Source organism: Sphingomonas sp. SORGH_AS_0438, assembly GCF_031453475.1.
Lineage (GTDB): Bacteria > Pseudomonadota > Alphaproteobacteria > Sphingomonadales > Sphingomonadaceae > Sphingomonas.
Genome location: NZ_JAVIZS010000001.1, coordinates 3,080,627 through 3,097,446 on the forward strand (window position 1 = coordinate 3,080,627; position 16,820 = coordinate 3,097,446).

The window sequence follows — 16,820 nt, forward strand, 5'->3', positions numbered from 1 at the left end:
CTCGGCGTTAGCCTGTTTCTGCGGGAGCCATCGCGATACGGTCCCATCATCGGTTCCAGCCGACATTCCAGATACGTTCATGCGAATTTCGGAGCCTCGGCTTACTGCAAGATTCTGAGGAGAGGTACGGACAGTAGCGGCGACGCGGTAATCACGTCACGGAAAATCCGGCGACCACGCGACTCGCTTACCTCAATGACGTCGTTCGCGTATATTTCCGGATCAGCATAGGCTCCGGCACGGATCGCACGCACATCATACAACGCGGCCATGTCCTTGTTATTGACGCGCCTATACACGACAACTTCATTCTCTTTGCCGAATTCATTGATCCCCTCCGCACGCGCTAATGCCCGCAAGAGTGTCATCCGACCAATGACAGGATAAATACCGGGGGAACCCACCGCACCACCGACCGACATGTTCTGCGACACGGTGTCGGTGAGATTGACCGTAACCTGCGGATCGCGGACATAACGCCCCTTCAACCCATCGGCGTAGATTTGACCAACCTGAGCCGGGGTCTTGCCCGCGACCTGGATCGACCCAACCAGTGGAAGGGAAATCTGGCCCGAACTGTCCACCTGTACTGATCGGCTAAGTTCGGGCAAACCATATACTTCGACCGATACTTGATCCAGCGGGCCGATCACAAAGGCACGCTGCGGCAGGATAAGATCGGTCGTATCCGGTGGAGGCAGGTCGTGCGACTGCACGACCGTCAGATCAGGACGAGGCGCAACCGAATGGCTCGCGCACGCGCTCAGCACCAAGCTTAACAAGCCGGAAAGAAAAATTCTTATTTTCAAGGATTAAGCTCTTCGTAAGACTTGACGCTACTTGGCGTGCCTATCCCCGCTTCGCTTTTTTGTAAAGCAGAGGCTCTATCGGCAGCCCGATACAGCGCCTGTGCGACCCAGGCCGCGGCCACCGCAAAGATGAAACCCATCAGGGGCGGGCGCAGCGGATAGTCGACCGTACTCGCCAGCATCAAGATCAGCATGACGCTCCATCCGGCACGCCCCATCAGCCCGCTGGTCCCCACGCGGCCACGGCTTCGGAACAGCCGCCATCCGGCCATCAGCCACCATGCCAGTCCCGCGGCTATCAGGGCGATGCCTGCGACACCACCGGTCATGGCCACTTCGAAAAAGTCGTTATGTGCGTGATTATAGGTCGTTGGGCGCAGCAGGATGTCGGGTTCCAGGATACGGAACACCGGATCGAACGAACCAAGACCGCTGCCGAACGGAAAGAAGTCCCAAGTCATCTTCAGGACCTGAGGTGTGTTGCGTAGCCGCAGATCGTCCAGCGCATTGAGCTCGAACAGTCGATTAAGCGCCAGCGCACGACCAAAGAAGAACACCAAGGCAGCGATCGCCACGCCACCGATCAGAAGCCCCCAAGACAGGAGCTTCCCCCGGCGCCCACTCGCCAATGGGGCCATCATGGCGGCCATGACGATCCCGACCACCATCAGCCCCATTCCCGCACGCGACGCGGTGAGCATGATCAACGGGATGAGCGCCAGCGCGCATAACCCCGATGCAATCTGGCGGCGAAGGGCGACTTGCGGCGTGGTCGCGGGAAGCAGCGTCACGATACGAAGCAAGGGGAACATCGCCGCCAGCAGAGCCGCCTGATGGTTGCGGTTGGCGAGAAAGCCCACCGCATTGCCCTCGTAAGTCCGCTGGTACAAATACAGCGGACTGCCGACACCCTGTACCGCCTGCAACCCACCGAGCAGCGCGCTCACCATCCCCACGCCTAGCAAGACGAACAGGACGCGACGTCGACCGTCCGACGGCACGGCGGCCCATCCGACCAACGCACATGCTGGCGCGAGAAACCAGAGCAACGCCTGAACCGTCAGATCCGGGGTCAGCGAGATCGGGCGCCAGGGCTGAGCCACACCCTGCGCCTGTGCCGCCTCAACCATCAGCTCGCGTCCGGGAAGCGCCGTCCAAATCACGGGCGGCAGCGGGATGAGCTGGATCAGCGCCAGTGCGACACCGCATAGAAGAAACAGCAGCGGCACGCGCAGCGGTTTCAACTCCGCGCTAGGCACCAACAAAATCACGCCGACCAACACCAGCACCAGCGCCGGTCGGACATAGAGCAGCGAAAGAACATCGGTCCGGTTCGATCCACCACCCAGCGCCAGCACCACGAACGCCGCACAGAACAGCGCCAGCGGCAGCCAGCCCCCCTGCGATGCCGACAAAGGTAGCCGCCGACGTCGGCGGGAATGCCGGGATTGGACGTTCATCATCATGGCCCCCTCATTCCTGGAACCGGCTCGCTAAGCAAGCATCCATTCTATCGTATCCGACGATGGGATCGATGCCCTATCGGGCCGCATCCTTCGCCATCAAACATTGCTTCCCGTCAGCCGCTGCACGTCATTGGCACGGACAAAGGCTGGGTTCACGACAATTTCCGGATGATGCCAGGTCAGCTCTCCGGCCATGGCCAGCGTCACCAACCGAATGGGCCATCGCGGTATAGCGGTTGCGACATTGACGGGGCCGTCGCTATCCGCCGCATCGAGCGGATCGAACGACCCGACCTGCCTGACCGTGCGCGATAGCCTGATGAGCATGCCGCCAGCACGACCATGCGATAATGTGCCGGGGTTCGATGCGGTGCGGCGCCAGCTCGATGACGATGCGGCGGATGTCGCGGATGAAGCAGCGGATCGGGTCCGTGCTCTCGTTCAGGCTATTGGAAGGACGTAGCATTGGCGCGGGTGCGGATGGTCGCCAGCATCGCGAATGCGGGCACGACAAGCGAGACGGGGCGGGGCCAGCCATGCCACGAGCGGGTTTCGTTATGGTCCAGGCCGAGCTCGCTCTCGGCCATCGCGAAGCCGTCCTCGATCGCCCAGCGATGTCCTTCCACTCCGACACGGGTTCGATGGTCAAGCCGGCCGGGCACCAGGAACGAGTTTGCTCGCGATCTGTGCAGCCGCATCCGAGACCACGCGCGTATCGCTCCATGAGCCGAAGCGATGATCGCCTTTGGGCCCAATCCCATAGCCCTTGCCGGCACGACGCAACGCCTGCTCGATGTCGCCGCCACTGTAAACCGCGTCCGCCGCACCCCGGGCGAAGGGCATGTCAGCCGCTATTGCACGTTCGGTCATCTGCACCGCCAGCGCCGGCTTTGTCGCATCCGAGGGAACGCCCGAGTGCCTGATCTTGAGGCCCCTCTCCACTCGCGACCTGCTGGTGGGCGCGGATAACGGTGCCGTCGATCGTCCGATACGGGTTGTTTCGGTCAGCGGTGAGCGCCTTGAACACCCGCTCCCAGACGCTGGCATGGCCCCAACGGCCGACACGCGGGTGCACCGTCTTCCACCGGCCATGGCGATCCGTCAGGCCGCCAGCGCACACCCGACCATAGCACCGCCTCAACACGGATGCCGGTGGATCAGCCTTCAACCTGTTTGGAATTCCGAATGTCGATACGGCCTTAGCGAAGGCCCAGTTCCCCTTCTGCGAGCAGGATCCCGTTTTGATATTCGCCCAGTGCACCGGAAAAGGCCGTTGGCGACACACAACGCGGGTCGACGCCCTCCTGATCGGAAAATGCGCCTTTTTCTGATGTCTGGCTCATACCCAGGCGGCTTTCGCTGACCGACGCCTGACCGTTCCAAAACGAACCAAATCGCGCCTGATATGCCACTTGGACCCGGCCAAAGCGGGTGTCGAGCGCCTGGACCCGCACCAGACGAGATTGTTCGCCGCACAGGCGCTCCACCGCACCTCGGCGTCCCTGCCATGCTCGCCGGAGCGCCGCGTCGGCGCGAATCCCTGCTTCCGGCGAAAGACGGATTGCACCGGCCTGTGGCATCGAAGCCGTGCCAACAGCAATAACCCGAAAATCACGATCCGTTCACTCCGCTCATGCGCGGCGCACAACTGCCCTGATCCGCAGCTATTTTCAACCAGCCCACGCAAAGTCGGGCCAGACGAGGGCTACATGGCGGCAACTTCGATAAGTGCAGGAATGCGGTGCTTTCCAGCCAAACGGAAGCCGGCACCTTATGAACTCCGGTCCCGTTCAACCAATCCCCCCAAAGCGTCACGCCGATGCTCGCGGTTGGTTTCAACAAGGCTTTATTGTCGGGAGCGTCTTTCGACGCGTTGGATCGTCTGCACCTTTGTGTCCGACAGTCAATCGCTGTCGACAGCGTCTTACCCTGTGGAGCCTGCCTTTTCAGCCGCCGCTGCGCGCATAACAAGCTGATCCGCCGCATCCGGAGAAGCATCAACGAGCCGTCATACAGGCTCGACAGGTCGTTGCCGGGCGCGGCCGGGCCGGTACGGGTGGTGGGCGGGCCCTCCGCGTCGAACACCAGCGCGGGGGCGGCGTGCGGCCGTCGGCGGATGCGCAGCCGCGCGCCATTGTTGGCGGCCATGCGGGTGAGCGTGCCGCCGGCGTCGGTCTGCCCGCCGGTGACGAAGGAGTCCGCACCCAGCGCCAACTACTCGACCCGGCCGCCGGGAAGCAACCGCTCCAACACCGGATCGCCGGCGCTGCGAAAGCTGTAGGGTACGGAAAAGTGCATGGTGACGCTGTCTTCCAGATGGATCACGGTCGCGGACAGTGTAGTAACGGCCATTCGTCGTCGCCAAAGCGGATGTAGATCCGGGGGCGGTTTGCGGTACCGTCATCATCGGGCTCGACTTGATCGGTTCAGCATGTATCAGCGCGGCGATTGCGCTGCAATGTACGCGTTCGCCTATCGCACGGTGTGTGTGATTCGCCATTTAATCAGCACCGGAACGGCTGATGACGGCTTTCGACTGCGAGTACACGGCCGTTTGGGCAAGATTTTACTCTTCGTCTCTGTCGGTAAGACGTTCGTGGCAGGTGCCGGGTTCGGCATGGCTGCACTTGGCGTAGTCGATCTGGCGGGTACGCTGGGTATACAGTTACTCGTCGATTTCAGCCAGCATGAACATGTCGTGGAATATTTTTCGCTGGGGGATGGCGTCGTATCGACGATTTACGCCTTGGTGAAGATGGCGGGCGACACCTATGTGCCGATCCTGCTCGCCGGGATGGCAGGCAGCTTCATCGCGCTTCAGGATCTCCACCCCTACAAGCCGCCGGTGCCACCGGTGGAAGGACCGCCAGCGCCAGCGATCCCCTGACGACTTGAGCATGTTCATATGATGAACATCCAGTCCGCAATTTAATCTGATATCGGAGAACAGGAACCAGCGGTACCGAGGAAGCCTCCTCGATACCGCTGGCAGTCAAGCGGTCCGCTGAGCGCGATAGCGCCTCAACCGGATCGATCAGGTCATGCGGGGGCCAGGCGGAAGCCGAACCAACCGGAGATCCAAGAGCCGATCGCGTTGAACGTGGATGTGATGCTTTCCCAAGCGTTCTTGACCCATTCCACAAATTTGTTCACGATATCTTTTACAAAATCGACGATCTTGGTGACCAAGCTGTCCCAAAGATTCGACAGAACATCCATCGTCGATACAATGGCGCCTTGGGCAGAAGGATTTTCCTCGCCAATACGAATAGCTTCGTCGTATATTTTATCGATGTTCTTCGCGGCATTGTCTTTCGCCCTCTTTTTTTGCTCCTCCATTTGCTCTTTGAAGTTCTTTTGGGCTTCCGGAGTGTTGCCGGCCCCCTTCAATTCTTCGGTACGCGCTGCAATTGCCTGCTGATTGTAGTCAGCGTCCTCTTGCCCCGTATCCTGCCCTAATTTTTGCAACCCTTCGACGATCTGCTGGTCGTCCGCAGTCAAACCCACAAGGTTTCTTGCATGGAATTTTTTCGCAAAACGCTCCGAAGGAACATAGTGCGTTGACCGTCCTTCAGCGGCATTGGTTTTGTAGTGGTTTCTCATTTCGTTGAGGCAATCTGCAAAGTCGCTCATTATGATCTCCTTATGCGCCCTGCCAAAACACTTCTCTCGTGGACGCACGGCCAAATTGCATGACTCAATATTGATTCCAATGATTCGTTTTTCAAATTACGAAAGATAATAAATCAACTCGTTAACATTATCATCCCACTTCAGGTATTATCGAGGCCATACAATTCGTTACAGCACGCTGATTTTTTTCCATTATCATTGCCTCTGCAATCCATCTATTATGGACCTTTAAGAATATTGTCTTTTCGATACAACTGTCACAGCTTGTTATTCCTTGCGTCACACGAGGCGACAGCAGGAGAAGAGCATGCCCCATTTGAAGAATTACCCTGTCTATCAACAGGCGGTTGCCAACTCCTGCTGGGCCTGGGCAGCACGCTCGATGCTGAACTACAATTTTGGCGGAAAACCTCGGATGATCCAAAGCGATCAGGATTTGGCAAATGATTGGGCCAAAAGGACGCATGATCAGGCCCATTCAATATCAAGGTCCAACAATCCGCCAGCGCGGCCTTGGCCGACCTCGACGTTCCCAACAATATTGATTCCGCTCCGCTGCCCACCCTAGCTGAAATCATGACCGAAATTGCTGATGGGCAACCGATGCTTGCACTCATTGAGGCAGTCGATCCACATGGAAAACCGAATATATCTTATCGGGGAGGCCATTGGCCCGTCATCGTCGGCGTAGATACCGTAGCCGATACGGTCTCTGTATTCGATCCACAAACAGGAAAAATCGCAACGCTAGCCTATAATCCTGTAACCTATGGTGGCTATTCGACAGGCAACTTCTGGCAGAATACCTCGTATCTCGGTCCAGCATGACGTGGACTGCGGTGGAGGTACGCTTGCCGCAGTCGGGTCATGCCTCTCCTGCGATATTCGTGATCACCCTTACATCTCCTCATTGGGTCCTGCCCGCGTCACATCGCAGTCCGGCCCCCGCACCGGCGCAGCGTCCCCCGCCGACCAGCCGCTCACACTGCCCCGCTCCACCCGCGCGCACCCGCCTATCCCGGCCGTGCGGATAGTCCGGGCCCGCGATCCGCTGCCGCTGGTCTAAGAATTCCCGCTCCGCCGCCAGTCGCAAATACCGCGCGCCGCGCCAGCCATTTGCCAGCCCGATGGCGCGGGACGCGCTGGTCGCGGCCGCGCTGTGCCTCTGCCGGCCGAACATGGCCGCCGCGATGATCCTCACCTGGACGGTCGGCCAGCAGCAGGGGGACCTGCTCAAACTGGTCCAGACGCGCTACGACGAGATCAAGCCCTATGAGGCGGACGATCCCGCCGTCTACGCGCGCCTGGCGGCGCGGGAGCCGGACGGCCGGGTGATGGGCATCCGCCTGCGCCAGGGGAAGACGAACCGCTGGGTCGGCGTGCCGATCGTGAGCGAGGCGCGCCAGCAGCTGGAGGCGGCGGTTGCCGGCGCGCGGGCGCTGGACCTCACCACCATCCTCTACGACGAGGAGCGCGCCCGAACGGCGGACGCGCCAGGCGCATTTCCAACGCAGCTTCGCCGCGATCCGGGAGCGCGCGGCCACCGACCTGATTGCCGCCGGCGATACCGAACTGGCGGACGAGGTCGCGGACCTGGAGTTCCGCGACTTCCGCCGGACCTGCGTGGTGACGATGGGCCAGCGCGGCATCCCGGACCACCTGATCTCCGCGATCACCGGCCACCGGCTGGAGACGGTGAAGAAGATCCTGGAGACCTACCTGCCGCGCACCACCGGCATGGCGATGCTGGCGATGGACCTGACGCAGGAGCGGGCGCCAATGCGATCGTCTATTAGATCACAAAGAAAATCATAAATAGCCATTTCGGATCAAAAGGTGACATCTACCTTAAATCCGGGCGAACAAGGCCTTTTTAAGGTGGGCTATCTCGATGTATCACTACGTGCCGCTTAATCGATGATTTTCCACAGCTTTCTTTGCCATGGCTAGCTTGCGTGAGAGGAAGCTGTATATTAGTTGCATGACGATTTCTGCGATCGAACGACGTGCCATCGAAACGCGCCTGAGGAAGCTTCTCCGTCGCGGATACTTTCCGGCCGAACTACCTCCACCATTTTCCACCGATACCTTTGCAGACAACGCAGTCAAATTTGCAGCAAAGTGGAACGGCGCTGATATCAGAAAATTTTGGACTGCTGCCGAAATTTACAGCATTCCTCGTTATAGCGAAATTCGTCGCAAACTTTCAATAGTAAATCCTGTTAACCAACTTCATATTGCTCACCTTATTAGTACGAATTGGCGAGATATAAAGAAAAAGCTTTCTATGTCTAAGATAAGCGAATTCAAACCTGAGTTTGCGAATCACAACAGAGGTCGAGCAATTACAGGTGTCGATTTCGGTGGGGTTGCAAGGCAACGCGCTAGATTGCTGTCGACCTATGGACGATACGTAAAAACTGACATTGCGAGATTTTATCCCTCGATTTACACTCATTCTATTGCCTGGGCCATTACCGGAAAAGATCATGCAAAGAAAAATCACGGCACGAAGCCCTTTAAAGCCTCATATGCTAATCTTTTAGACAAGGCTGTAGGAGCTGGCCAAGAAGGTCAAACAATAGGCATTCCAATTGGACCTGACACATCTCGCATTATATCAGAATTAATAATCGTAGAAATTGAAAATATTGCCAAGAAAAACATAAATAACTTTGATACTAGAGCAGTTAGATATGTTGATGATATACTTATCGGACTAGAAGAAAACGAAACAGCGTCTGCTGTGCTCTCTGGAATATCACTCGCCCTCTACGATTATCAGCTTGAGCTTAGCGCCGAAAAAACAAGCACACTCGGACTTGAAAAAAGCCATTCTCCTGAGTGGATTCACTACGTAAGAACTTTTGAGCTAAGTGCAAACCCAAGTCGTCAGCGAGATGACCTAGATTCGTTTTTCGAGCAAGCAGCCTTTCTTGCAGATCAGAACAGTCGCGAAAACGTTCTTTTATTTTCTGTGAAAAGGGCCGCTAGCTTCATAGTGGATCCGCAAAATTTATATCACCTTGTGCAATGGATGCTTTATTGTGCACGGAGATCGCCAACTTGTTTGAGTTTTGTATCCGAGCACCTAGCAGCAATCAACAGCACAAGCAAATTGCCTACTGTCGAAATACAGGCGTATATTCTTCAACAGATCCCTATCAAAGCTGCAGCTGGACATACGGATGAACTAGCATGGCTGCTTTTCTGGTCACGGGAAATAAAACTCACCATACCTGCAATTTCCATGGCAAATGTGCTAACACTGAGAAGCTCAACGGTCGGCCTGCTGACACTAGATCTTCTACGGAGCAGTTTGATCGATGGCCCTTTAGACGTTTCTTTCTGGCAAAGTTTCGCCAATGAGAGTGGTTTGAAATCCGAAATGTGGCTAATAGCTTACGAAGCAACATGCAAAGGCTGGTGGCCCAAGCCACAGAGCAGTGATTTCATAAAAGATCACTCATTTTTTTCTGACTTGTTGGCGTCGAAAGTCGAATTTTACGACCATACAAAAAAGGCAAGAGAAAGGATAAAACCTTCTGTGCTGGCACTAAGCTTCTCCGCAGGTACTGGCTTTGGGCCATTAGAGTACCCAATTTGAAAATGGCGCTCACATGGCAAAAATGCTTAGCTTACATGTTAAGAATAAATCAAATTTATTCCTATTGCGTAAGTTCTTTATGTAAAAATGCTATCGTTCTATCAGCATCTTAGCCTCTTCATCAAAAATCTGAGAGCTGGCAATCGCAGCTGATTGATGCGGCATGAAGATTGCGTTGATCAGCCTTGCGCCACCCAGCCCATCTGCGTAAAGACAACGCCGTTCCGTTGGAATTCCAACGGAACGGCGTTGGAATGACGGTGTGAAAAAATCGGAGAAACCACATGGTTTCAACGGTATGCGGGTATAGCACAATGGTAGTGCAGCAGCCTTCCAAGCTGAATACACGGGTTCGATTCCCGTTACCCGCTCCACCGGCCCTTTCCCGTCACCCGATCGGTTAACCGGGCTTCAACCCTTCCCGCCTAGCAGGAGGCATGATCGCCGCCTCGCTTCGCGTGCCACTGCTCTGGGTCATGACGCTGGCCCTGGCGGCCTGTTCGCGACAGCCGGCATCCCAACATGCCGGCACGCCCATGCTTGCGGCGAAGGACACATCGCTGCTGCGGGCGCTCGCTTTGTCTCCGGCCAGCGCCGATGGTCGGGACGCCACCGCACCGCTGCGTCCGGCCCCGCCCCTGCTCCGCCCCGCGCCCGCCTTCCTCGCCCAGCCGCGCAGCCAGGACGATGCGACCCGCGCCGCCACCTGCCTGACCGCCGCCGTCTATTACGAGGCGCGGTCGGAGTCGCTCGACGGTCAGCGCGCGGTGGCGCAGGTGGTGCTCAACCGGGTGCGCGACCGCGCCTTTCCGGCGAGCGTGTGCGGCGTCGTCTATCAGGGCGGGGCGCGGCGCGATGGCCGGGGCATCGGCTGCCAGTTCAGCTTCGCCTGCGACGGCTCGACCAGCCGGCCGGTGGACGGCGCGGCGTGGCAGCGGGCGCGCGCGGTGGCGGAGGCCGCGCTGGCGGGGGCGGTCTATGCACCGATCGGCGCGGCGACCTATTATCACAGCAACGCCGTCTATCCCTGGTGGGCGCCCAGCCTGGCGCGGATCGGGCAGATCGGCGCGCATATCTTCTATGGCTGGCGCAGCGCCCTGGCGTCCGCCCTGTCCTTCCGCCGCGACTATGCAGGCGTGGAGCCGGTTTCCACGCCGCTGCTGGCGGCGACATCGTCGCCCGCGCCGGTGGTGATGGCGGCCGAGCCGACCGGCGTGACCGTCCATCGAGCCGCCGGACTGCCCGGCCCGGCATCGACCGTGCCGCCGGGGGACGCGGTGGCCGATGCACCGGCGACCGTCGCGGTGACGATGGGCGTGCGCGTCCATCGCAACCACGGCGCCGCCTCCAGCCCGATGATCGTCGCCATCGGCCCCGAGGAGGGACCGGGCGACGATCGGAGCTAGTTCAGCGCTTCGGCGCGGCGGCCGCCTTGCGCGCGGCGACCTTGGCGCGGTGATGGCCGACGGCGCAGCCCGCCGCCGCACCCAGCACCGCATGGCCCTTGCCGACGAAATGGCCGCCGACGCCGCCGACCGCCGCGCCCTTCAGGCATCCGGCCGCACTGGCGGGCCCGGCGAGCGCCACGCCCGCGGCGAGCATCAGCGCGGTGGCGGCGGAACGGATGGCAGTGCTGGTCATGATCCTACTCCTCTTTGCGAGGATGCCCGGATAGGCCAGCCCAGGTGGCGGCGATGTGTGCGACCCGTGACACTCCGGTCATCCTGCGGATCGGACACGAAAAAAGCCGCCGGTCACGGGGACCGGCGGCTGACAGATCATCCCTGGCGGGGGATATCAGGCGGTGACGACGCCGCCCCGGCCACGGCGATAGCGCGCGGTCGCGCCGATCATGCCGAAGCCCAGGAACATGAGCGCCCAGGTCGACGGCTCGGGCACCGAGAAGACGACATTGTCGACTTCGAGCGAGTTGCCGCCGCTGCCCAAGACGATGGCGCCGAAGGTCTCACCGGCCGAGGCGGTGAAGGTGATGCGACGGTTGCTGACCGCCGAACCCTGGCCGCCATTGGCGTTGGCCGAGAGGTCCGCACCGGTGTAGCTGGCAAGCACCGCACCCGTGGTGCTGAGCAGGCTGACCGTGTTGTAGCTGTCGATCGAGCCAATGAAGATGCTGATCGCCTGATAGGCCGCATCCGCCGCCAGCGTCGCCGTGCCGGTGCCATAGACGGCCAGGTAACGGCTGCCGTCGCTGAACGCGGGCTGCGCCGAGCTGGACGACGACCCCGTCGCATAGCCGAAGTTGCTGCCGGTCAGCGTCACGCCGGCGGGCAGGCTGCCGTTGAAGTCGACCACGGTGCCGGCGGGCGCGGCGAAGCTGGTGGTGCTGCCGGGCGTGGAAGTGAAGGTGACCGCAGCGGCGGGCGACGCCGCCAGCGTCAAACCAGCGGCCGCGAAAGCCATGGTGTACAGATTGCGCATGATAACCCCTATCGTCAATCGCCGTCGATCGGCGGTGGAGCCCCGCTGCAATTCGCGACCGGGACGGGCCGTTAACTATTTGAAAAGGATTAGGAGTCGGAATGCATTTTGTGCACCGCAACATGCACATGACGCAATCGACCCGGTTTGACGCGTAATTTTCAATGGAACTTTTTGCCGATCGGCAGTGCGCCCGAGGCAAGCGGGCCTCGCGCCTCCCGCTAGCGACCCAAACTAAACTGAATTTCTTATCAGCGCGTTAAACGCGATTGATGCGAAAATGGGTCAGAACACCGGTATAACATCCGGTATCATCGTTACCTAGAGCGAATCGGTCCGGGCGTCAGAATTGGCATGGGGCGCGCGACCTGATCCAGGTCCGGCGATATCGGGTCGCGCAGGGACGGACAGCGCGTCATCCGCGCTCCATATCGATCGGTGCTTTGGGGGAGGGACGACCGGCACTCGCCTGGTCGTGAAATGGTGGAAGGGACTGGATTCGAACCAGTGTACACTTGCGTGGGCAGATTTACAGTCTGCTGCCTTTAACCACTCGGCCACCCTTCCACGGGAGGCGCTCGGAAGCGAGGCGGCCTCTTGGCGAAGCGCGGCGCGGCTGTCAACGCCTTTGCGTGCTTTCGTGGCGGAAAGCTTGCACCCGCGCGGCATGACGCATAGCGGAGGCGCCATCCCGAACGCGCGCCCGCGTTCACCCGACGACGAACCGAAGATGAGGAATTTCGCTGATGGCACGTAAAGGCCACCGCCCCAGCACTGGCGTGGGCAACCGGCCGCGCTTCTGGGGCCGCCACGCGGTCACCGCCGCGCTCGCCAATCCGGAGCGCATCGTGCGCAAGCTGTGGCTGACGCGCGAGGCCGCCGCCCAGCTCGACGTGCCGCCGGTGATCCCGGGTGGTCTATGCCGATGTCGCCGATCTCGGCCGGCTGGTCCCCGCCGACGCCCCGCACCAGGGCGTGGTGGCGGAGGTCGACCCGCTGGAGGACATGTGGCTGGGCGACCTGCTCCAGCAGGCGCAGAACGATCCGCCCGAGCGCCAGCGGCCGCTGGTCGTGCTGGACCAGGTGACCGATCCGCACAATGTCGGCGCGATCCTGCGCTCGGCCGCCGCCTTCGACGCGCTGGGCATCGTGACCCAGGATCGCCACGCCCCGCCGGAATCGGGCACGGTGGCGCGCGCCGCCTCGGGTGCGCTGGAGACGGTGCCCTGGGTCCGCGTCGTCAATCTCGCCCGCGCGCTGGACGAGATCGCCGAGGCGGGTTTCTGGCGGATCGGCCTGACCGGCCATGCCAAGGGGACGCTGGCCGAGGTGATGGGGCCGCAGCGCATCTGCATCGTGCTGGGCGCGGAAGGCGAAGGGATGCGCCAGAATACCGAGGCGCATTGCGACGAGCTGGCCCGCCTGCCCATCTCCAGCCTGGTCGAGAGCCTGAACGTGTCGAACGCGGCGGCGGTCGCGCTCTACGCCGTGGCGGCGCGGCCCAAGGGGTAATTCCCCCACGCACCACCCCGGCGCAGGCCGGGGTGGCGGCTGGCCATGGCGATCTAACCCGCCCCCTTCTTGTTGCCGGTCCGTTCCGCTACATGGGCGATGTGATCCCCTATCCCGCCCTCCACGCCAGCCATGGCGGCATCTGGATCGCCGATGGCGAAGGCACGCGCCCGGTCGGGCGGGGCGAGGCGATCCGGGTGGTGGCGGACACGCCGGTCATCCTGCTCAACGCGCCGCTGATCGGGCAAAGGCTGGGCTATGCCGAGCTGTCGGGGCTCGACCTGCTCGAACTCTATGCCTTTCTCCATCCGGCGCGGTTCGCGGTGCCGACCCCGGCCGGGCTGGCCCGCTCGGTCGACCTGTCCGCGCCCGAGCGGGACGAGGATGTCGCCGCCTTCCTGCGCGAGGCGACCGCCGCGCTGCTCGCCGTGCCGGAGGGCGACTGGGCGGAGCGCGAAGGCGCCTGGTCCGGCGTCCAGTCGCTGACCCGGCTGCGCTGGCCCTGGGCGCCGGTGATCGGCCCCCGCCTCGCCAAGCCGCGCACCGACGAACGCTGGCTCTTCTCGCGCCTGCCCGAATGGGAGGAGGATGCCCCCCGCCCCGCCCCGCGCACCATATCGCTGGAACCGGGCGAGGCCGAGGAGCGGCTGGCGAAACTGACCGGCGGCGGCGCGGAGGAGCGGCCGGGCCAGCGCGCCTATGCCGCCGCCGCCACCGCCGCGTTCGAGCCGCGCGTGATGCGCGACGCGCCCAATCTGGTGCTGGCGGAGGCCGGCACCGGCATCGGCAAGACCCTGGGCTATCTCGCCCCCGCCTCGCTCTGGTCCGAACGGGCGGGCGGCGCGGTATGGATTTCCACCTTCACCAAGGCGCTGCAACGCCAGCTCGCGCAGGAGACGACGCGTCTCTATCCCGATCCGGTGCTGCGCCGCGAGCGGGTGGTGACGCGCAAGGGTCGCGAGAATTACCTCTGCCTGCTCAACCTGGAGGATGCGTTGCAGGGCGGCTTCGCCGGCCGCGCGGCGGTACTGGCGCATCTGGTCGCGCGCTGGGCCGCCTATAGCGCGGACGGCGACATGGTCGGCGGCGATCTGCCCGGCTGGCTGCCGACTTTGTTCCGGCGCAACGGCCCGGCGGCGCTGACCGACCGGCGCGGCGAATGCGTCTATGCCGGCTGCCCGCATTACCGGAAATGCTTCATCGAGCGCGCCGCGCGGGCGAGCGCGCAGGCCGATATCGTCATCGCCAACCATGCGCTGGTGATGGTCAATGCCGCGCGCGGCCGCGAAGTGGCGACGCGGCCGACCCGCTATGTCTTCGACGAGGGGCATCACCTGTTCGACGCCGCCGATTCGATGTTCGGCGTCGCGCTGACCGGGTCGGAGACGATCGAGCTGCGCCGCTGGATCCTGGGGCCGGAGGCGGGCGGGCGCGGCCGGCGGCGCGGGCTTCAAGCTCGGCTGTCCGACGTCGCCAGCTATGACGATGCCGGTGCGCAGGCGATCGCGGACGCGGTCCACGCCGCGCAGGGGCTGGCGGCCGATGGCTGGCTGGGCCGGCTGGCGGAGGGGCAGCCCTTCGGCCCGGTCGAGCATCTGCTCGCCGCCGTGCGCGGGCTGACCTATGCGCGCGCCGAACAGCCGGGCGATGCCGGCTATGGGCTGGAGACCGAGCTGGCCGAGCCGACGCCCGCGCTGATCGAGGCCGCCGCCCCCGCCGCGGTCGCGCTCGACTCGCTGGTCCGGCCGCTGACCGCGCTCGGCCGGCGGCTGGAGGCGGTGCTGGCGGAGGCGCCCGACTGGCTCGACACGGCGGCGCGCGCGCGGGTCGAGGGGGCGATCGCCTCGATCGGCTGGCGGGCGGAGACGGTGGCGGCGTGGCTGGCGCTGCTGGCGCGGATCGGCGGGCCGGCGAACCCCGATTATATCGACTGGATGGCGGTCGACCGGGCCGAGGGGCGCGAATATGACATCGGCCTGCACCGCCGCTGGCTCGACCCGACCCGGCCGTTCGCGGAGATCGTGCTGAAGCCGGCGCATGGCGCGCTCGTCACCTCGGCGACGCTGACCGGCGGCGGCGACTGGTCGGTGGCGGAGGCGCGCACCGGCGCGCCGCATCTCGCCCGCGCGCCCGCCCGGTTCCAGGCGGTCAGCCCGTTCGACTATCCCAACCGAGCCGAGGTGCTGATCGTCACCGACGTGAAGCGCGGCGATGCCGGGGCGCTGGCCAATGCCTATGCGCGGCTGATCGTCGCGGCGGGCGGCGGCACGCTGGGCCTGTTCACCGCGATCCGGCGGCTGCGCGCGGTGCATGGCCGCATCGCCGACCGGCTGGCGCGCGAGGGGCTGGCGCTCCACGCCCAGCATGTCGACCCGATCGACACCGGCACGCTGGTCGATATCTTCCGCGACGATCCCGCCGCCTCGCTGCTCGGCACCGATGCCCTGCGCGACGGCGTCGACGTGCCGGGCGATTCGCTGCGCATGGTGGTGATGGAGGGGGTGCCCTGGCCCAAGCCGACCGTGCTCCATGCCGCGCGCAAGCTGGCGGGCGGCGGCACCGCCTATGACGACCGGATCGTCCGCGCCCGCCTCGCCCAGGCGTTCGGCCGGCTGATCCGCCGCGCCGACGATCGCGGCGCGTTCGTGATGCTGTCGGCGGCGATGCCGTCGCGGCTGCTCACCGCCTTTCCGCCGGGCGTCGCGATCGTCCGGGTGACGCTGGACGAAGCGGTGGCGCGGGTCGCGGAGCGGCTTTCCAGACAGGCCCGGATCGGGCATGAGGCTCCAGCCCCCCTGGAGACGCCATGAAGACGCTGACGGTGCTGCGCCACGCCAAATCGGGATGGGACGATCATGTCGCACGCGATTTCGACCGGCCGCTCAACCCCAAGGGGCATCGCGCCGCGCAGGTGATGGGCCGTCACCTGCGCGACCGCCAGTATCGCTTCGACCGGATCGTCGCCTCGCCCGCGCAACGCGTGGTGGAGACTCTGGCCGGGGTGGCCGACGGCTATGGCGAAGCGCTGGCGATCGACTGGGACCGGCGGCTCTACCTCGCCTCGGCGGCGACCCTGCTGGACTGCATCCACGAACTCTCCGACGCCCATGAGCAGGTGCTGATGGTCGGCCATAATCCGGGCCTGGAGGATCTGGTGCTGTCGCTGGTGCCCGACGACGGCAGCGTGACGCGCGACGCGGTGGAGGCGAAATATCCGACCGCAACGATCGCGCGGATGAGCTGGGACGGCGACTGGACGACGATCCGCACCGGCGGCGCGACGCTGGAGTCCTTCGTCCGGCCCCGCGACCTGGACCCCAGCCTGGGGCCGGACGAATTCTAACGGCACCGCCG

The 16,820-nt window shown here is 62.7% G+C and carries 16 protein-coding genes, 2 tRNA genes and 2 pseudogenes; 9 read left to right on the forward strand and 11 right to left on the reverse strand.

Annotated features, from left to right (window positions below; genetic code table 11):
- Positions 1 to 101 precede the first annotated feature (101 nt).
- The 7 genes and pseudogenes from QE452_RS14445 to QE452_RS14475 form a co-directional block, all read right to left on the reverse strand.
- Complete coding sequence (locus tag QE452_RS14445) at positions 102 to 809, reverse strand: polysaccharide biosynthesis/export family protein (protein WP_309659545.1); 708 nt, start codon at positions 807 to 809, stop codon at positions 102 to 104.
- Complete coding sequence (locus tag QE452_RS14450; RefSeq protein WP_309659544.1) at positions 806 to 2,275, reverse strand: O-antigen ligase family protein; 1,470 nt, start codon at positions 2,273 to 2,275, stop codon at positions 806 to 808. Before QE452_RS14450 ends, QE452_RS14445 begins: the two co-directional genes overlap by 4 nt.
- A gap of 96 nt (positions 2,276 to 2,371) precedes the next feature.
- A complete protein-coding gene (locus tag QE452_RS14455) occupies positions 2,372 to 2,602 on the reverse strand; it encodes a hypothetical protein (protein ID WP_309659543.1) in 231 nt (76 codons plus the stop codon).
- A gap of 119 nt (positions 2,603 to 2,721) precedes the next feature.
- Positions 2,722 to 3,172, reverse strand: a pseudogene (locus QE452_RS14460) (IS701 family transposase); the annotation flags it as partial.
- 302 nt (positions 3,173 to 3,474) lie between these two features.
- Entirely contained in the window at positions 3,475 to 3,855 is a 381-nt protein-coding gene (locus tag QE452_RS14465) for a hypothetical protein (protein ID WP_309659542.1), read from the reverse strand.
- A gap of 31 nt (positions 3,856 to 3,886) precedes the next feature.
- A complete protein-coding gene (locus QE452_RS14470; RefSeq protein ID WP_309659541.1) occupies positions 3,887 to 4,489 on the reverse strand; it encodes a hypothetical protein in 603 nt (200 codons plus the stop codon).
- Positions 4,490 to 4,627 (reverse strand): hypothetical protein, encoded by a 138-nt coding sequence (locus tag QE452_RS14475; RefSeq protein ID WP_309659540.1) that lies wholly within the window; start codon positions 4,625 to 4,627, stop codon positions 4,490 to 4,492.
- 79 nt (positions 4,628 to 4,706) lie between these two features.
- Between QE452_RS14475 and QE452_RS14480 the strand changes: the two genes are divergently transcribed.
- Complete coding sequence (locus QE452_RS14480) at positions 4,707 to 5,162, forward strand: hypothetical protein (RefSeq protein WP_309659539.1); 456 nt, start codon at positions 4,707 to 4,709, stop codon at positions 5,160 to 5,162.
- Between the two features lie 152 nt (positions 5,163 to 5,314).
- Here QE452_RS14480 and QE452_RS14485 read toward each other — a convergent pair whose 3' ends face one another.
- Positions 5,315 to 5,908 carry a hypothetical protein gene (locus QE452_RS14485; protein WP_309659538.1) on the reverse strand — a complete coding sequence of 198 codons (594 nt, stop codon included), beginning with the start codon at positions 5,906 to 5,908 and terminating at the stop codon, positions 5,315 to 5,317.
- A 513-nt stretch (positions 5,909 to 6,421) separates the two neighbouring features.
- Here QE452_RS14485 and QE452_RS14490 point away from each other — a divergent pair.
- The 5 genes from QE452_RS14490 to QE452_RS14510 all read left to right on the forward strand — a co-directional run bounded on the left by QE452_RS14490 (position 6,422) and on the right by QE452_RS14510 (position 10,921).
- The gene (locus tag QE452_RS14490; RefSeq protein ID WP_309659537.1) at positions 6,422 to 6,736 is read left to right on the forward strand and encodes a hypothetical protein; all 315 of its coding nucleotides are present in this window, start codon (positions 6,422 to 6,424) and stop codon (positions 6,734 to 6,736) included.
- 594 nt (positions 6,737 to 7,330) lie between these two features.
- Positions 7,331 to 7,723, forward strand: a complete 393-nt coding sequence (locus QE452_RS14495) for a hypothetical protein (protein ID WP_309659536.1) — start codon at positions 7,331 to 7,333, stop codon at positions 7,721 to 7,723.
- A 166-nt stretch (positions 7,724 to 7,889) separates the two neighbouring features.
- Entirely contained in the window at positions 7,890 to 9,515 is a 1,626-nt protein-coding gene (locus QE452_RS14500) for an RNA-directed DNA polymerase (RefSeq protein ID WP_309730314.1), read from the forward strand.
- A 300-nt stretch (positions 9,516 to 9,815) separates the two neighbouring features.
- Positions 9,816 to 9,889 (forward strand) — tRNA-Gly (locus QE452_RS14505).
- 63 nt (positions 9,890 to 9,952) lie between these two features.
- Positions 9,953 to 10,921, forward strand: coding sequence for a cell wall hydrolase (locus tag QE452_RS14510; RefSeq protein ID WP_309659534.1), 969 nt, complete (start codon positions 9,953 to 9,955; stop codon positions 10,919 to 10,921).
- Between the two features lies 1 nt (position 10,922).
- Here the strand turns inward: QE452_RS14510 and QE452_RS14515 are convergent, their stop codons facing one another.
- The 3 genes from QE452_RS14515 to QE452_RS14525 form a co-directional block, all read right to left on the reverse strand.
- Positions 10,923 to 11,156, reverse strand: a complete 234-nt coding sequence (locus tag QE452_RS14515) for a hypothetical protein (RefSeq protein ID WP_164523622.1) — start codon at positions 11,154 to 11,156, stop codon at positions 10,923 to 10,925.
- A gap of 156 nt (positions 11,157 to 11,312) precedes the next feature.
- Positions 11,313 to 11,954 (reverse strand): PEPxxWA-CTERM sorting domain-containing protein, encoded by a 642-nt coding sequence (locus tag QE452_RS14520; RefSeq protein ID WP_309659533.1) that lies wholly within the window; start codon positions 11,952 to 11,954, stop codon positions 11,313 to 11,315.
- 481 nt (positions 11,955 to 12,435) lie between these two features.
- Positions 12,436 to 12,521 (reverse strand) — tRNA-Tyr (locus tag QE452_RS14525).
- Positions 12,522 to 12,700: 179 nt separating this feature from the next.
- Here QE452_RS14525 and rlmB point away from each other — a divergent pair.
- The 3 genes and pseudogenes from rlmB to QE452_RS14540 all read left to right on the forward strand — a co-directional run bounded on the left by rlmB (position 12,701) and on the right by QE452_RS14540 (position 16,809).
- Positions 12,701 to 13,466 (forward strand): annotated as a pseudogene (rlmB, locus tag QE452_RS14530) (23S rRNA (guanosine(2251)-2'-O)-methyltransferase RlmB).
- A gap of 92 nt (positions 13,467 to 13,558) precedes the next feature.
- Entirely contained in the window at positions 13,559 to 16,276 is a 2,718-nt protein-coding gene (locus tag QE452_RS14535; protein WP_309659694.1) for an ATP-dependent DNA helicase, read from the forward strand.
- Positions 16,273 to 16,809 carry a histidine phosphatase family protein gene (locus QE452_RS14540; RefSeq protein WP_309659531.1) on the forward strand — a complete coding sequence of 179 codons (537 nt, stop codon included), beginning with the start codon at positions 16,273 to 16,275 and terminating at the stop codon, positions 16,807 to 16,809. The genes QE452_RS14535 and QE452_RS14540 overlap by 4 nt, the downstream gene beginning before the upstream one ends.
- The last annotated feature ends 11 nt before the right edge of the window (positions 16,810 to 16,820 follow it).

Coding starts and splice junctions, on each gene's coding strand:
- QE452_RS14450 (WP_309659544.1), bottom strand. CDS start 2,275: ATGATGATGAACGTCCAATCCCGGCATTCCCGCCGACGTCGGCGGCTA.
- QE452_RS14455 (WP_309659543.1), bottom strand. CDS start 2,602: ATGCTCATCAGGCTATCGCGCACGGTCAGGCAGGTCGGGTCGTTCGAT.
- QE452_RS14465 (WP_309659542.1), bottom strand. CDS start 3,855: ATGCCACAGGCCGGTGCAATCCGTCTTTCGCCGGAAGCAGGGATTCGC.
- QE452_RS14475 (WP_309659540.1), bottom strand. CDS start 4,627: ATGGCCGTTACTACACTGTCCGCGACCGTGATCCATCTGGAAGACAGC.
- QE452_RS14480 (WP_309659539.1), top strand. CDS start 4,707: ATGTATCAGCGCGGCGATTGCGCTGCAATGTACGCGTTCGCCTATCGC.
- QE452_RS14485 (WP_309659538.1), bottom strand. CDS start 5,908: ATGAGCGACTTTGCAGATTGCCTCAACGAAATGAGAAACCACTACAAA.
- QE452_RS14500 (WP_309730314.1), top strand. CDS start 7,890: ATGACGATTTCTGCGATCGAACGACGTGCCATCGAAACGCGCCTGAGG.
- QE452_RS14510 (WP_309659534.1), top strand. CDS start 9,953: ATGATCGCCGCCTCGCTTCGCGTGCCACTGCTCTGGGTCATGACGCTG.
- QE452_RS14515 (WP_164523622.1), bottom strand. CDS start 11,156: ATGACCAGCACTGCCATCCGTTCCGCCGCCACCGCGCTGATGCTCGCC.
- QE452_RS14520 (WP_309659533.1), bottom strand. CDS start 11,954: ATGCGCAATCTGTACACCATGGCTTTCGCGGCCGCTGGTTTGACGCTG.
- QE452_RS14535 (WP_309659694.1), top strand. CDS start 13,559: ATGGGCGATGTGATCCCCTATCCCGCCCTCCACGCCAGCCATGGCGGC.
- QE452_RS14540 (WP_309659531.1), top strand. CDS start 16,273: ATGAAGACGCTGACGGTGCTGCGCCACGCCAAATCGGGATGGGACGAT.